Annotated in this window: 14 protein-coding genes; 8 read left to right on the forward strand and 6 right to left on the reverse strand. The window is 29.6% G+C overall.

Annotated features, from left to right (window positions below):
* Positions 1 to 5 precede the first annotated feature (5 nt).
* The 5 genes from ACFRAE_RS16500 (at position 6) to ACFRAE_RS16520 (ending at position 4,929) form a co-directional block, all read left to right on the forward strand.
* Positions 6 to 977, forward strand: a complete 972-nt coding sequence (locus ACFRAE_RS16500) for a hypothetical protein (protein ID WP_422798275.1) — start codon at positions 6 to 8, stop codon at positions 975 to 977.
* The gene (locus ACFRAE_RS16505; protein ID WP_422798276.1) at positions 974 to 1,459 is read left to right on the forward strand and encodes a GNAT family N-acetyltransferase; all 486 of its coding nucleotides are present in this window, start codon (positions 974 to 976) and stop codon (positions 1,457 to 1,459) included. Before ACFRAE_RS16500 ends, ACFRAE_RS16505 begins: the two co-directional genes overlap by 4 nt.
* Positions 1,460 to 1,544: 85 nt before the next feature.
* Positions 1,545 to 2,591, forward strand: coding sequence for a GNAT family N-acetyltransferase (locus ACFRAE_RS16510; RefSeq protein WP_422798277.1), 1,047 nt, complete (start codon positions 1,545 to 1,547; stop codon positions 2,589 to 2,591).
* A gap of 37 nt (positions 2,592 to 2,628) precedes the next feature.
* Complete coding sequence (locus tag ACFRAE_RS16515) at positions 2,629 to 4,536, forward strand: polysaccharide biosynthesis protein (protein WP_422798278.1); 1,908 nt, start codon at positions 2,629 to 2,631, stop codon at positions 4,534 to 4,536.
* Between the two features lie 24 nt (positions 4,537 to 4,560).
* Entirely contained in the window at positions 4,561 to 4,929 is a 369-nt protein-coding gene (locus tag ACFRAE_RS16520; RefSeq protein WP_422798279.1) for a helix-turn-helix domain-containing protein, read from the forward strand.
* A 553-nt stretch (positions 4,930 to 5,482) separates the two neighbouring features.
* Here the strand turns inward: ACFRAE_RS16520 and ACFRAE_RS16525 are convergent.
* Complete coding sequence (locus tag ACFRAE_RS16525; protein ID WP_422798280.1) at positions 5,483 to 5,893, reverse strand: DUF5712 family protein; 411 nt, start codon at positions 5,891 to 5,893, stop codon at positions 5,483 to 5,485.
* A 62-nt stretch (positions 5,894 to 5,955) separates the two neighbouring features.
* On the reverse strand, positions 5,956 to 6,495 hold the full coding sequence (locus ACFRAE_RS16530) for a BfmA/BtgA family mobilization protein (protein WP_422798281.1): 540 nt from the start codon (positions 6,493 to 6,495) through the stop codon (positions 5,956 to 5,958).
* 129 nt (positions 6,496 to 6,624) lie between these two features.
* Here ACFRAE_RS16530 and ACFRAE_RS16535 point away from each other — a divergent pair, with 129 nt between their 5' ends.
* The 3 genes from ACFRAE_RS16535 to ACFRAE_RS16545 all read left to right on the forward strand — a co-directional run bounded on the left by ACFRAE_RS16535 (position 6,625) and on the right by ACFRAE_RS16545 (position 9,480).
* Entirely contained in the window at positions 6,625 to 6,783 is a 159-nt protein-coding gene (locus tag ACFRAE_RS16535) for a hypothetical protein (RefSeq protein WP_422798282.1), read from the forward strand.
* 91 nt (positions 6,784 to 6,874) lie between these two features.
* Complete coding sequence (locus ACFRAE_RS16540; RefSeq protein WP_422798283.1) at positions 6,875 to 8,137, forward strand: phosphoribosyltransferase-like protein; 1,263 nt, start codon at positions 6,875 to 6,877, stop codon at positions 8,135 to 8,137.
* A gap of 182 nt (positions 8,138 to 8,319) precedes the next feature.
* Positions 8,320 to 9,480, forward strand: a complete 1,161-nt coding sequence (locus ACFRAE_RS16545; RefSeq protein ID WP_422798284.1) for a reverse transcriptase family protein — start codon at positions 8,320 to 8,322, stop codon at positions 9,478 to 9,480.
* An 899-nt stretch (positions 9,481 to 10,379) separates the two neighbouring features.
* Here the strand turns inward: ACFRAE_RS16545 and ACFRAE_RS16550 are convergent.
* The 4 genes from ACFRAE_RS16550 to ACFRAE_RS16565 form a co-directional block, all read right to left on the reverse strand.
* A complete protein-coding gene (locus tag ACFRAE_RS16550; protein WP_422798285.1) occupies positions 10,380 to 12,206 on the reverse strand; it encodes a UvrD-helicase domain-containing protein in 1,827 nt (608 codons plus the stop codon).
* Positions 12,207 to 12,381: 175 nt separating this feature from the next.
* The gene (locus ACFRAE_RS16555; protein ID WP_422798286.1) at positions 12,382 to 13,587 is read right to left on the reverse strand and encodes a hypothetical protein; all 1,206 of its coding nucleotides are present in this window, start codon (positions 13,585 to 13,587) and stop codon (positions 12,382 to 12,384) included.
* Between the two features lie 148 nt (positions 13,588 to 13,735).
* A complete protein-coding gene (locus ACFRAE_RS16560; protein WP_422798287.1) occupies positions 13,736 to 14,425 on the reverse strand; it encodes a hypothetical protein in 690 nt (229 codons plus the stop codon).
* A 139-nt stretch (positions 14,426 to 14,564) separates the two neighbouring features.
* Positions 14,565 to 15,266: a hypothetical protein gene (locus tag ACFRAE_RS16565; protein ID WP_422798288.1), complete on the reverse strand. Its 702-nt coding sequence runs from the start codon at positions 15,264 to 15,266 to the stop codon at positions 14,565 to 14,567.
* Positions 15,267 to 15,571: the final 305 nt, after the last annotated feature.

The raw sequence follows: 15,571 nt of genomic DNA on the forward strand, positions 1-15,571 counted from the left end.
ATCTTATGAAAACAATAGAAAAAGTAATTAAACCTATTGGTGGATATTTCGAGTTGCAAATTGAAAATTGTCTTAGCTACCATCCATCATTAATTGCTCTAAATACAGGAAGAAATGCTTTAGAATATATTTTAAGAATTAGAAAATATTCAACGATTTTTATCCCTTTTTTTACTTGCGATGTCTTATTAGAACCATTAAAAAAATTAAACGTTGCCTATTACTTTTATCAATTGGATAGGGATCTTAATCCAATTATTGATTTTGAACTAGGTGAGCATACATGTATGCTTTACACCAATTACTTCGGAATTAAAAGTGAAACCGTTGAATTATTATCTAAATCAATTAAAAATTTGATTATAGATAATGCTCAGGCTTTTTATGCCTATCCCTTAGAAAATGTAGATACATTTTATTCTTGTCGTAAATTTTTCGGAGTTCCTGATGGAGCATATCTATATACTACACTGGATGTACATCTTAATTTACAAGTTGATCATTCTATATCTAGGTTTTCGCATTTAATTAAATCTATTGATTTTGGAATAGAAGAAGGTTATGTCGATTATTTGGATAACAACAAACTTTTAGAGAATAACGAAATTAAAAAGATGTCAATGCTTACACAGAAATTATTGGCAGGAATAGACTACGTAAAATGTGCTGAAATTAGAAGGAAAAACTTCAACTATCTACATAAGAACTTGAGTAAGATTAATATGCTTAAATTAAATTTCGTAATTGAAGAAGTGCCGATGGTTTATCCTTTATTGATAGAGGATTGTGGAATCAAAGAAAGGTTAATTAATAATAAAATATTTGTAGCTACCTATTGGCCGAATGTTTTTGATTGGATTGATACTAATCGTTTTGAATATTTTTTAAGTAATATTTTAATCCCCCTTCCGATTGATCACCGTTATACGATACTCGATATGCGTGAGATGCTAAACGTTTTAAATTCAATATTATGAATTCCCTTGTCTATTTACGACCATTAAAGATTGAAGATGCACAAATATCTTTTAAATGGAGAAATGATCCAAGTATATGGGTATATACAGGATTTGTACCTAATAAAAAAGTAACTGCTAAAATTGAAAAAAAATGGTTAGCAATGGTACTTAACAAAGTGGATGAATTACGTATGGCCATATGTATTAATGAAACAAATGAATATATCGGAAATGTACAATTGAGAAATATAAATATTGATTCTGCAGAATTTGAGGTATTTATAGGTGAAAAAAAGTGCTGGAGAAAAGGGATTGGATATGAGGTAACAATGAAAATGTTGAAAATTGCATTTTTTGAACTTAAATTACTTTCTGTTTTTTTATACGTACATCCTGATAATATAGGAGCATTAGAATGTTACAAGAGAGCTGGTTTTGAATTTTCATCTCGAAACGAGCTAGTTAAAATGGTGGCCTCCTCAGCTAAGTTTACATTCTAGTAGCTTAAAATACTTGCCAAAAGTTGCAATTCTACATTTCGGTAGAATTATTCTCTATATAAAATTACCTAAAATTCAATTAATCATGAAAAGTGTTTCTACTTCGGCTTTTGCTATTACATTAGGACAAAAAAGTATCTGGACAAAATATGTTTCAGAAGCTTACAAATATGATTTTTATCATACCTGGGATTATCAAGATTTAGCAAAAAATGGTGATCCTTTACTGTTTGTCTATGAAGAAGATGAAGATTATATAGCGCTTCCATTATTGAAAAGGACTATTCCTAATACAGATTTCGTTGATTTTCATTCGGTTTATGGGTATACAGGTCCCATTTCTAATAAGGAAATTGGCTTACTTGATCAAGGTTTTCTAATCCAATTCCAAGAAGCCCTACATAAATTTTTAACAGAGGAAAACTCTATCTCTGTTTTTGTGAAATTTCATCCATTTATAAATCAAAAAATAGCTTTTGAACAATTGGGAGGAATTGTTGAAAATGGGAGAGTAGTAGCTATTGATTTAATACAATCTTTAGATGAGCAAAGGCAAAGATATAAATGTAATACGAAGAAAATTATAAGAAAATGTCGAGAAATCGGCTTTTATACTCGCCAAATGAAGGGACCAGAAGATATTGCTGCGTTTACTAGGTTATATAACAAGAGCATGGATAGAATAGGTGCGTCAAAATTTTACAAATTTAATGAAGCGTATTTCACTAATTTGTTGAATTCCACCCAATGCAACGCGAAACTCTTATTAGTATTTTTCGAAAATAAAATGATATGTGGTTGTGTGGTTACCTTTAATAAAGGAATAATTCAAGCACATTTATTGGCAACTGACAACGAATATTTAAAATATTCTCCTGCTAAATATTTAACAGATGAAGTCTGTTTATTAGGAAGGAAGCATGAAATGGAATATTTTCATTTAGGCGGAGGTCAAGGCTATAAGGACAATTCACTTCTGGATTGGAAATTAAGTTTTTCTGATTATGTACTTCCTCATAGAAGTTGGCGCTTTATTGTCAATCAAAAAATCTATGCGCAATTGGTAGAGGATACTGGTAATAATATTAACAATCCAGTTGATTTTTTTCCACTTTACAGGTTAGAACAATGAGTAATCTAAACAAATTTTGTAATAAACAACGATTATCATGAAAAATCTAATTCTAAGTGATAAAATAAAATCCAAGTGGCTTATACTTTTTATTGACCTAATCATTATTATATGTACACTTTTATTCTCATTTGTCATATCAATTGATAAAACTCTTAAAGAGTTAATGAATCTAGAAGCTTGTTTGTTTATAGGTTTTTATTGTATCACATCCATAGGTGTATTTATTTTTTTAAAAATTAATACTGGCGTTATTAGGTATTCAAATACGGAAGATATGCTAAAAATTTTCGTGGCTGTTTTTACGGTAAACTTAATTGTAGTTAGCATCTATAAAGTTACAACAGAATGGGGCGCTGTGCAACTAAATGGATTGGAAAAAATGTTGATTTTAAATTTTTTCATTTCCTCCTCCTTACTTGTTTTTTTAAGGGCACTAGTTAAATACGTATATATTTCAACAAAAAATCTTAGCGAAATTAAAAAAGAAAATATATTGATTTATGGGTCTGATCATCATGCTTTATTGATAAAAAAGACCTTGGAGATGGATGAAGTATCGATACTTAATATCATAGGTTTTATAGACAATGACATTGATCGAAGTAATAAATATATTGAGCAAAAGAAAGTTTACCCTTTTCCTTCGTTAGTTTTTTTGAGGGATAAATATAAAATAAAGAAAATTTTGATACCTGAGAATTATCTGAATGATTCTAATAAAATTAAAATTTTGGAAATCTGTACTAAAGCGGAAATACCCTTAATAAAGGTACCGACATCAGATAAATGGCTATATGGTAAATTAGATAATGACCAACTTAAAAACTTAAATATTGATGATCTTTTAGGTAGGGAGCCGATCAAACTGGATAAAGACAATATTTTTAAAGAGCTAAAAGACAAAAAGGTTTTAATTACGGGGGCTGCGGGGTCTATCGGTTCTGAAATTGTTAGGCAAGTGTTAAATTATTATCCAAAAATGGTTATACTTTATGACCAAGCAGAAACCCCTTTGCACGATTTAAAATTATCTTTAGAGGATAATTTACGAGCTGATAGCATTAAAATATTTATTGGAAATATTCAGAATTCAGAACGGATTAGAGCATTGTTTGAACAATATCAACCCGATTTCGTTTTTCATGCAGCTGCTTATAAACATGTGCCGATGATGGAAGATAATCCTTCTGAAGCAATTTTAACAAATGTTTTAGGCACCAAAAATTTGGCAGACATTTGCGTGGAATATAATGTAGAGAAATTTGTAATGATTTCTACCGATAAAGCAGTCAAACCGACTAATGTTATGGGTGCTTCTAAACGCTTAGCCGAAATCTATATTCAATCCCTAAATAGCATTATAAATTATACGGATAAAAAAACCTGTTTCATTACCACAAGATTTGGTAATGTTTTGGGATCAAGCGGATCCGTTATTCCTAGGTTCAGAAACCAAATCGAAAGAAGGGTGCCAATTACCGTTACTCATCCAGATATCACAAGATATTTTATGACTATTCCTGAAGCCGTAGAATTAGTTTTGGAGGCAGGTGCTATGGGAAAAGGAGGGGAGATATTTTTATTTGACATGGGAGAACCTATTAAAATTTTAGATTTAGCCTTAAATATGATCAAACTAGCGGGATTAAAGCCATATGTAGATATAGATGTTGTTTTTACAGGTCTTCGGCCTGGTGAAAAAATATATGAAGAGCTATTACTTTTAGAAGAAAAAATCATACAAACTCATCATCCTAAGATAAAAATATCTCAAAATGTGGAATACAATTATTTTCAGTTCAAGAAAAACATAGAACATTTACTTGAAATAAATAAAAAAGGAAAAGATTACAATGTTGTTAAAAAGATGAAAGAAATATTGCCTGATTTCATCAGCAACAATTCAAAATTTACAGCCTTAGATCTACTTGAGGTTAATTAATTTAGTTTAGTTAGTATTTTTATTATGAGCATACACTTAGGTAAAGTATTAGAACAGGTTCTTCGTATGGAGCATTATGGGATAAGTGAGTTATCTCGAAAGCTTAAAGTTAGCCGAAGAACAATCTATAATTGGTTTGAACAAGATAATTTAAATCTCCAAATTATCTTTAAAGTTGGTGAAATAATAGGACATGATTTTACAGCTGAGCTACCAGAAACATTAATTAAGAATCATCGTAATTTACTTAATGAGGAAGAAATATCATTAATAAAGATTGCAGATAGTAATTCTGTGTTTTTTTGGATGAATAAATACATCTCTTTATTAGAAAAGTATAATGATTTGTTAAATAATATTTCTAATAATTACTCAACTACAAGGAATATGTAAATCTCAAGTAAAATATTTCTTTTTCTTATTTCAGTGACATTTTTAAAGTATAAAAATCACATGTTTTAATATTTTATTTTTCTAAATGTCAAGTTTCTCCATTTACTATAATAGTTTAAAGGCTTGAAATCATTTAGAACTTCAAGAATCCACTACCTCTTTTTCAACATACCCACAACCGAAACACCAAAAAATTTCTTAGTCTGCCATTACATTCTTATCAAGATGTAACAAAACATCTCAATCATCGTCAATTCAATTTTTAAAATAAGTGAGGAAGTCGAACCTTTAAATGTGGTTTGTTTAATGAAAATTTGGGAAAGTTATTATTTTTTAATCTTATGATTTAAAAAATAATAACACTCCGTATTACTTGTAATAGTATTTTAAATTTGAAATAGAAGTTCTAATAATTACAATAAACTACTGCCTTAACTGGTGGGTCAAAAAAACAAAATATTTAGTACATGATTAATAAGTGTGTTAATTTTTAATATATTATTCCAGAGGGATCACAAAGAAAAGCAACTTCAATAGAGTTGCTTTTTCTGTTTTATAGGGTTGGTATGAGAACTTGGTTTTGTTTCACTGAATGCTCAGGATAAGCGCGTGTGGGAATAGCGGTTCTTCTCCCATTTGGCAAACCACAACAGATCAGCTTGACCACCATCCCTTCACGATGAAAGTTCTTGGCGTAAGCATCCATCACCTTGATCGCAAACTTCTTGAGCTGAAGTTTGGCCTCCTGCTCACCAAAACGTTCCAATAGAAAAGTAATCTCCTTTTGGCTTGGGCTGATGTTGATCAAATAGAACTTACCATCCGCCCTAGACAGCTTGGCAACATTAGCATCGATTGCCATCCTGACCTCATGCGGGAGGATAGCATCGGAATTTCTATTGAACCATTTTTCCGATTCTGAAAGATTTTCTACGAGTCTGTTTTCCTTTTCCAGATAGTTCACTAGTGCTCCTCAGCTTCCAGTATTGTTTCTTGTTTCGGACTTGGAAATATGGGTAAACATCACTAGAGCTTATGTATATCGGAGATAAGCTTCTTGTATAGTTCATTCTTCTTAACTGAATTCAGGTTCCAACCAATGGCATCTCTTTCTTTCAGAAAGCGATCAAGCAATATGATGATGTTTGAAATTAATAAGGTCTTTTCTGTTTTATTCTTGGAAATACTTTTAGAAAGTTGGTTTACCTCATTTAGAATATTACTAGATTGTTGCTTTTGTCTAGAAAGTAACTCTTCCTGTTTATTGAGTTTTTCATGGAATACATTAAGTAGCCTAAAATTCTCGGCACAAAGATTCATGGTTGGTATGAGCAGATCCTTTTCCTGCTGCTTGTTAAAGGACAATATCCGATTGATTCCGTAGGAAAGTTCTCTTTTGAGAATCTCATCACCGCTATCGGCAGGATCTTTTTTTGACCGATAAAAATAATCGATCATCTGAACCAAAAAAAGTTTCTTAGACCTGCCAAATTTCAGTACCAAGGCACTGAGTTTATCATCATATTTTTGAGGAAACCTGATTGATTTCTCCTTCCATTGCTCCATATCTTTCCCTTCCGATCTTTTTATGTTGGATAGACAAATTAGGAAACTTTATTCTCCTAAAAACCATTTTAAAATATAAATATCATGATTTAGATCAAAATGACCTATTTATTGAGATTGAGTATACATATGAGTATACCGAAATCAGCATTTAAAGACGTCTTACAAAACAAAAGTATCCCCGGAGGATACTTAAAAGCTCGATTGCGTAGCATGAAGGGAGAAAAAGTAGGGCTTACCCAACTTCCGCTTGCTCATTTGACATATTTATTAACAAATTGTGATTAAAACTTTATTAATTAAGTTTTAATACATTATATTAGATTTTTCCAATCTTCTTAGTATGGAAATTTCATTAGTACTAATATTAATCTAATAAATGCCTCATCAATTTGATTTATCTAAAAACAATTATAAGATAATAGAAAACTTACTTCCCAAATTAAAATTTTCAATCTACCCTTCGAAAATTTTTACTTGGTTAGAAAATTTTGAAGAATATGAAATTAAAGATTTCATAAACTTATTGTCATTGTTTGAATTTATTCCATTTAATGAATTTATGTTTAGAATTGATTTGTTATTTAGTAAAATTTCAAAAGAAGTCAATGTGAAGGACAAAATTCTTATATATCCATATGGTAAGGTTGGAAAAAGCGGAACTTTAGTCACATATCCTTTTCGAAATACTAACTCATTTAAAAATAGAGGGGGAGATGAATTTAATATAATAACCCACGATTATAATAAATTTAAAAGAATAGACAGAATTAGAAATGTAATATTTTTAGATGATTTTATTGGATCAGGAGATACTTTTATTAAGGCTTACAATGATATTGAATTTCAAAAATGGATAAAGTCGGTCGATAAGCCAAAAATATTTTTATTAACAACAGTTATTATGGAAAATGCTTTTGTTAAAATTAAGAAGCAATGTCCAGAAGTTAAGATAATTAGTGAAGTGCGTAAAGATATTAATTTAATTTCTAATAAATCTAATTTTTTATTTCATGATAATAAAAAACTAAATTCATTAATAAATTACTACGGTTCAAAAATAAATAAGAATGAGCCTATGGGATATGGTAATACAGGAGCGCTAATTTCATTTTTTCATGGCACTCCTAATAATACATTACCTATCTTCTGGCAAACAAACAAAGGATGGAAACCCTTATTTCCAAGATTTGCATCAGTAAGAATGGAAGAAGCTAGGCTTTTAAAAAAAAATATTCTCTACTATTTAAGTTTATTTGATAAAATAAAATTTGATTTATTAAGACATAAATATATTTCTAAAGAAGAGTTTCACGAGGAGAATTTTTCTTTAGCCAAATTTAATCAAAAATACTATGAGGAAATTGCATTAATTTATTTAGCATATCGTAATCTGGATATTTATATGATTTGTCAAATTCTGGGCTTAACTAGAGACGAATTAAATATTATATATATAAGGGCTAAAAACTTAGGATTGTTTAATTACCGATTTCAGCTTACTTCCAAAGCAATAAATATTATTAAGCTAATTGAAAATAGAAAAAAAAAGGATTCTATCAGGAAAATAAATGACGATACTTTGAAAATAAAAAAAAACCTATATTTACCCAAATCTTTTGGGGGAATGAGCAATTATTAGCATTAACCTGATGTAATTAGGTATCATAGTGCCTTGTACTATGATTTTTTAAGGCCACTTAGCATAATTTGCTACATTCAAATTTTACTTAGAATCTGTGTAAAATTTTAAATTTAATTTAGCAATCAAATTTAAATTTTCAAACAGATTGAAATTAACATTTAACATTCAGAAAAGGAGTAATGATTGCAGATTTCCCTCTAGAAGATTTTATCGAGTTAGCTAAAAAGTCACGACGTTCAGATGATTTTTTAAAAAATACAATTTCTTATATTAATAAGTTACAATCGAGAAATTATCCAATTTTATTTTCTTTAGAACATCTAGCCATTTCAATGGGAGTTCAATCAGATTATTTAAGAATACTAATTGGAGAAAAAAAGGACGGAAAGCCATTTATACAAAATTCAAGATCATTACTTCAAAAAAAATACAAGTATTTTAAGATTTTAAAAAAATCTGGTGCAAATAGAATAATTTGTGCACCACATCATGACTTACTTTTTATTCAAAAATGGATTTATACCAATATTTTAATAAACTTCAAACCAGCGAATTCTTGTAAAGGTTTTATTCCCAATCAATCTATTAAAACTAATGCTGAGGTTCATGAAAATGCTGATCAAATTTTAAAAATTGATTTACTTAGATTTTTCGATACTATAACAGAGAAAAGAGTATATGGTGCTTTTTGCTATCTAGGATATAAAAATAATCTTAGTGTATCATTAGCAAAGCTTTGTACAATAAAGCATAAATCAATTTATTGGAATAGTTTCTCGGAATTTGAAAAGGCTGTATTAAATGATTTATTTGAAAAAAAAATAAATGTACTTCCACAAGGTGCTCCAACAAGCCCTATGTTAGCTAATATTGTTGCTACAAAAATGGATAGAAGATTTGAAAAACTTTCAAAAAAATTAAATTTTTCTTATTCACGATATGCAGATGATCTTACATTCTCAATAAATAGCACCGCAATTTTACCGTCAATAAAATTAATCAGAAAAATTATTACAGAGGAAGGATTCTTTATTAATGAGGATAAAATAAGGTATATTAAAAAGGGAAAACAGCAAATCGTTACAGGTTTATCTATTTCTAATGGCGTACATACAACGAAGAAGTTTAGAAAAAGTGTTATGAGACATATTTATTTTTGCAGGAAGTTTGGTGTGGAAGAACACTTGAAAAAACAAAGAAGTAAATCAATTCATATTAATCATAATGTGATTAGTTTTCATGATTGGTTATATGGAAATATTTGTTTTATTAAATCTGTTGATAAAGAGTATGGAGAAAAATTACTATTTCAATTTAATAAAATAGCTTGGTTTATTTAGGTAAAACATCCTATTAAATTAAATTTATAATTTATAGGTGTCTGATTTAATTTTTATATGAAAAATATTCACATTTAAACTAAAAAAGGAAAGGCTACAATAACTTGGAAGCCAACCATATGCCAAATCAAATTACAAATGATATCGAATTATATACCAAATTATTTATAGTACTATGTTATTTGTATCAATTTAAGTTTTAATTATTATTTCAATTCATAAAAGTTCCCTTGTCATTTAAATAAGTAATTCTCACACATTCGAAATCCAACCATTTTAAAAGTTTACCTCGATTGTCAGTCGATTAGGCTACGATGTTGGCTATATTTTTGATATTTCCATCCCACAATCCATTTTCAAAAATATCGCCAACAATCTACCTGTACTTTTTACATATCATAGAATCATTCTTTCGCGTTTCTCTACAACTACCTTCACTCAACTTGCAGGACGGCCAGCGACTTAAATAAGAATATTTTGTTCCCACCTTTTCAAATAAGTATTAATAATCACTTTAGAGCCTATTCTGTGTAAAATTATAAGATAATTACAATCACAACGAACAATAAACATATTGAACATTTATCAGAATTCTCTACTACTCATAGAGATATTTTTGCTTTGAAATCTATGATGTTTGTTTTGCAAGAGATTTTTACTAACCTACATAACCAGATTTCTGAAATGAATAAAGCACTGTTCAATACCCTATAAAATCTAGGATGAACAGAAACAAGAAAAGATAAATTCAATCAGAATAAAGATTATTTTAATAATGTTAGAAAATGTTCATCCTCATTTATTAGCCTTAAACAAGGCTGATTATTTATATATTTCAAATAAAATTTAAGTTAAGCAGCAAATACTTTTATGGATTTATTATATCTTTTATCGATGTATTATTTATGGTCATATTTCGTTTCAATTTCGTTCTTAAAAAAGCCATCATATTTTATGTCTCCCAAATTGAATATTATCAAATTTTTTCTTGCTCTTGTAAGTCCAGTGTAGATTAGTTCGGCATTTGCAAATTCCTTTTCGTCTTCCTTCACTATGAATAAAAATAATGTGTCGATTTCCCATCCTTTAAAACTGTGAATAGTCGATAGTTTAATAGTTCCAGTTTTCATAAAAAAGTGATTCTTTCTTAAGCGTCTAATTTCTTCAATTTTAGTTTTATTGTCTTTGTACTCTAAAAATTCTTCTTGGCTTTCAAAAGTTATTGTCGTTTTTTCGTGTTTGATTGTTCGAATTGAAAATTCAATAGCTCTTAAAATTTCTACTATTGAACATAAAATTCCAGCATCAGACGAATGAATTTGATTACGATCTAAAATAGTGTAAACTTTTTCAAATAATATATCTGGCGTGAACGAATGAAAATAATGATATTCAATTATTCTTTTATCAAAATCAAGTTGAGACATTACTTTCAATTCGTCCGCACCATATCTAAGTCCAAATATCGTTTTCTGAAATTTTATTGCAATGTTTCCGATATTACTTGCAAAACGATGAGATACATTTAATGATTTATTCCAAACACCAGCAATTGTTCTAACAATTGGTTCATTGTTTTCGTCAAGTTCTCTTTCGTATATGTTTTGTTTTTCATCTCCAAAAACGACAAATTCTGTTTCTGAATGCGTAAAATAAGTAGTGATAATATCTATCCAAGATTGCATGTAATCTTGAATCTCATCAATCAGTACTACATCGTATTTTTTTATGTAATATTTTACACTTTCAAAGAAGAATGTGTCTTGCCAAGAATCAAGATTTTGGATTTCTAAATTATAATTGTTTGCTTGTGTTTTGAAAAATTGATGATAATTTGTGATGTAAAAATTGTTCCAGTTAAACTCCTCTCTAACATCATTAATTCTATCATGAATATAATTTTTTAACGATAAGTTATATGTTAGAATTAAGATTTGATCGTCAGTTCGTTTAAAAGCATTTACAGCTCTTTTTGCTAAAACCAACGTTTTTCCACTTCCTGCAACTCCTTTTATTTTTCTTCTCGGTCTTATTTCGCTTCTGATTAATTCTTGCTGTTCTTTTGAGTAAATTATATTTATACCTTCATCAATTTGATGAATTGGTGGTTTTAAATATCTTTGAAAACTGTTGTAAAGTGTTTCATCAAAATAATATGAAGTTTTGTTTAGCCAAAACCTTGTTAGAAGCGAGTTCAATTTATCATTGGTTAATGAGTTATGCCCTAATATTCCAAAATAGCTTACAAATTTTTTATAAGGTTCATATTCTTGATTGTTAAATCCGTCAAGTAAGAAACTTGTTAAAGTTTGCTCTGTTGCTTTATGAAAATAGACAGCACAATTTACTATTGCCCAATGATTTTTACTTTTAATACTTTTTTTAAAAAGTTCTTCTAAATGTAAGTGAAATAAGTTTGATTTATAGTCTTCTACTTGATGTAGTGGAGATCTAATTGGAGTGTTATCCTTTTGTAATCGCCATTTTGTTTTTTCATCAATGTAATAGTGATTTAAGTTCCAATCCTTAACTTCGATAAATAGAACTCCACTTCCTTTTCTCATAATTGCAAAGTCAGGATTGTCGCCATTAAGGAATGGTTGATAATAAATTTCATATGTGTCGTCAAGATTTTCCAACAAAAAATTCAGTAAAGTCCATTCTCCTTCTGTTGGTTTCACTCTCTTACTTTTTATAACTTCAATTTTAGGGCTTAATATTGCCATAGTTCTCGTTAGTGGTCAGTTTCTCTAAAATGTTATATAATGGTTTCGAGCTTTTCTTTGGTCGGCTTTTGAAAAAGTAAACTGTCTACCAGAACCAAAGTTATTAATTGCTCAAATGTTTCCTTTTGCACTGTTCGCCCACCAACGAAAAATCCGCTTTAGGCAAATGTGCTTCTCAGTCGTACTTTTTATCAATTAGACTTTGATATAACAATATAAGTCTTGTCACGAGAGCTTTAAAGACGCCAAGATCTGTTGATGAGAGAGGTATTTCAAGCCTCTCCTTACACGAATTATATGTTTTTTCAAAACTCGCATCACTTAAATGTCCGTGAAGTTGTCTGAGGTCATTTAGAACAAACAAAGGAGCAACTATTTTATTTGCATTCTCTTTATTAAGACCATGTTCAATGAATAAAGTAAAGAGTTTTAGGCTTCCCAATTTCATTCCATTCTTTTGTAGATTATCTTTTTTAAGTCCGCATTTGAGAAGTATTTCTCTAAGAGATTGTTCCTGCAAATTCTCGATGAAATATTTATTAAGACTAAGGTATGCACTAAAAATTTGTTCACGTTCTTCAAGAATTGGCGGTTTATAATATTCAGCTAACTGTTCAATATTAACCTTTGTAAGTTCAACTTCCATCTTTTCTATTATTTCTTTATTGAATTCGTTTTTCAGACTAAATAATTTTGTTTCATTGTCTGATGATTGAAATGCGTCACTTGGTGAAAATGGATTTTGACTTAAATAGAACTTTGAAACAATTTCATGGTCTGAAGGAAGATTCGATGCTTGAAACCTCTTTAGATGAGGTTTCATATCGTCATCTTTAAAATCTCTATCTAAATCCCCAAGCCATTTAAAAAGTTTGCCATAACGGTTAATTCCGAAACCCCAATCAAACATGCTTTCACCTTTATAGTAAATATTACATGAGGAAAAGGATGTAAATTTCACAGTGTAATCTGGATGTCCATTGTAATATAGTAGTAAATCCTTGTCAAAGAAAACTGGAGTTAGATATCCTTCATCCCACTCTCGGTAAAGTCCTGGAATAATATAATAGTCTCGACTATCATATTGAAAATTTAAATGATCAAATTTTTTAAACCTTTTCTCGGAATCAAGTTTGGAGAATACATATTTAAGCGGCATGTCAAAAAATTCGCCATCATGTATAGATGGCAAGATTTCATCTCTGAAACTTAAAAATCTTTCGCGTGGAAGAATGCTATCTTTCTTTCCACAAGTTTTGCAAACGAAAAAAGGAATTTTTACAATAATTCCTTTTTTTGCTTCATGGTCTTTAAATCGAACACCCTGATATTCGATATATCGATAGTCGCTACAATTTGGACATTTAAGTGGATGTTTCATTTATCGTGTCATTTAGAATTACGTCTAACGTTTTCGGACTTTGTGGTCGGATGCGTTTCGAAACACAAAGATTCAAATTATTACTAAATTTCATTAGAAGTACAAAGTTTCAAGTTTGCACACCAGCCTGACTAAAACAAAACCCTTGTTAACTGTAGTATTTCTTAATCTTTAGTCTTTCACAAAGATTATTGTCAGTCAAATATATTTTTAGTTTGTCGACATCATATTGATTAAAATCTTTAATTTTTTTGTTTGTCACTGTATACGGAATTCTCAAAGTAGGATTAAGTCCAATTTGAAAAGGTAGGAAGTCTTTAAGGAAATCCCTAAATACTTTCTGTCTAATCCTATTGTCTTGTATATCAGAGTCAGGATAAAAATGGGGAAACAATAAATTCTCTTTTATTCTTTTGAACCCTGATGTGCCAGCTTTTACAATTTTCTTTTTACAGATTTCTTTGTAATACTGTAAATCACAGATTGTCCATTTAGGATTATAGTTCTCTAATTTCGCTAGTCTATATTGGTTGAAATGTTGTAATTCGTCAAATTCTACTATGAAGTTGTAAGGTTCAGAAAACCAAATGTCCACATATTGATTTTCATTCATCTCTGTGTATAAAATTTCCTTTTCTAGCACATCCAAGTCAAATCTATTGTCAGTCACAGATTGATATTTTTGTTTGATTGTTAGCCAACCATTTTTAAATAATATTTTTTTTGGATGAGTTGTCAGCCAACTAAATTCTTTCTCAAAAACATAGTATGGTTGTACCTTAAAATTGTCATTTAAGATTAGTGAAATTGTTTCTGCTATTTGTTTCAGTTTACTCATTGTCATGTCTTTATTTCACAGCCAGAGTTTAGGCGCTTGACGTAGTGGAGGATTACGAGGTACTAAACGGTCAAAACACTACAAAAGTTGTTGCCGGGTAGAATCTTCAATTAACCACTGAACTCGCCATTGATCCTAGTTATTTTTCAAAGGTCAAATTAATAAAGTCGTCAGTATTAAATCTTAAGTTTCGCATTTCTTGATTATCCAAAAGTTTGGATATACCTCTAATCATCATTACTGCAACAATAGCTTTCATTTTCCAATAAATCATTTGGGCTAGTGTCTCATTTCCATCAAGTTTTACATAATCATTAGGGTCATATGAACGATCTCCGTGAGCAATGTCATTTCTTATTCGATAAGCAATGTCTAATAAACTTTTCATTTTTCGTGCATCTTTTCTTGTATTGCACAAACTTAGTATACACATTGATTTAACAAAGTCAGAGGAAGTATTCTTTTCAAATAAACCTTCAAGGGAATAAATCAAATCTAGTAAATTGTCCATTGAAATTTGGTCTGATTCAACTGCATTGAGGTATCTCTTTAATGGCCATAAATCATAATGCCATACAGAAGCAAGTCCTTTTAAATTTATATCAATATTCGATTTTTTACTCGTTTCAATAAGTATTTCGTGCATAAAGGCATTAGAAGCTACCTTAGTTGCATAACTTTTACCTCCTGATTTTATTTGAAAAAAACCGTCATTTAATGGTGTGTCATTCCGCATCATAATTGATTGAGTTGGAAAGGTTAAATGAAGACCAGTTAGAAAAAAAGAAGCCAATTCTTTCAGGACTGCTAATTGTTGATGATACTTCTCAATGAATTCCATTTCATAATGGGGAATGTAATCATCAGTTAAATCTTTCTTAGAAGGGATAAACTTTGTTTTGGTATTATATTCTAATTCAATTATTGAACAACCAATTCGATGAGACCACTCCTTATAGCTCTTAACTTTTAAATGAGTGGGGATATTTCCACAAACATTTTCAATTATTTCTGGGATACGCTTCTCATTGACAGAGCCCGAAAGAAACCTAGGATATACTTTTATTATTGTACGTCTTCAAACTAAATTAGACACATTAGGATGAAACCTTAAGGAGACTTTCGAGTTATAAATTTATTAATTTT

The sequence above is a fragment of the Sphingobacterium sp. HJSM2_6 genome (genome assembly GCF_049316305.1).
Lineage (GTDB): Bacteria > Bacteroidota > Bacteroidia > Sphingobacteriales > Sphingobacteriaceae > Sphingobacterium.

Coding starts and splice junctions, on each gene's coding strand:
- ACFRAE_RS16545 (WP_422798284.1), top strand. CDS start 8,320: ATGATTGCAGATTTCCCTCTAGAAGATTTTATCGAGTTAGCTAAAAAG.
- ACFRAE_RS16500 (WP_422798275.1), top strand. CDS start 6: ATGAAAACAATAGAAAAAGTAATTAAACCTATTGGTGGATATTTCGAG.
- ACFRAE_RS16550 (WP_422798285.1), bottom strand. CDS start 12,206: ATGGCAATATTAAGCCCTAAAATTGAAGTTATAAAAAGTAAGAGAGTG.
- ACFRAE_RS16565 (WP_422798288.1), bottom strand. CDS start 15,266: ATGGAATTCATTGAGAAGTATCATCAACAATTAGCAGTCCTGAAAGAA.
- ACFRAE_RS16535 (WP_422798282.1), top strand. CDS start 6,625: ATGAGTATACCGAAATCAGCATTTAAAGACGTCTTACAAAACAAAAGT.
- ACFRAE_RS16520 (WP_422798279.1), top strand. CDS start 4,561: ATGAGCATACACTTAGGTAAAGTATTAGAACAGGTTCTTCGTATGGAG.
- ACFRAE_RS16515 (WP_422798278.1), top strand. CDS start 2,629: ATGAAAAATCTAATTCTAAGTGATAAAATAAAATCCAAGTGGCTTATA.
- ACFRAE_RS16555 (WP_422798286.1), bottom strand. CDS start 13,587: ATGAAACATCCACTTAAATGTCCAAATTGTAGCGACTATCGATATATC.
- ACFRAE_RS16530 (WP_422798281.1), bottom strand. CDS start 6,495: ATGGAGCAATGGAAGGAGAAATCAATCAGGTTTCCTCAAAAATATGAT.
- ACFRAE_RS16510 (WP_422798277.1), top strand. CDS start 1,545: ATGAAAAGTGTTTCTACTTCGGCTTTTGCTATTACATTAGGACAAAAA.
- ACFRAE_RS16540 (WP_422798283.1), top strand. CDS start 6,875: ATGCCTCATCAATTTGATTTATCTAAAAACAATTATAAGATAATAGAA.
- ACFRAE_RS16560 (WP_422798287.1), bottom strand. CDS start 14,425: ATGAGTAAACTGAAACAAATAGCAGAAACAATTTCACTAATCTTAAAT.
- ACFRAE_RS16505 (WP_422798276.1), top strand. CDS start 974: ATGAATTCCCTTGTCTATTTACGACCATTAAAGATTGAAGATGCACAA.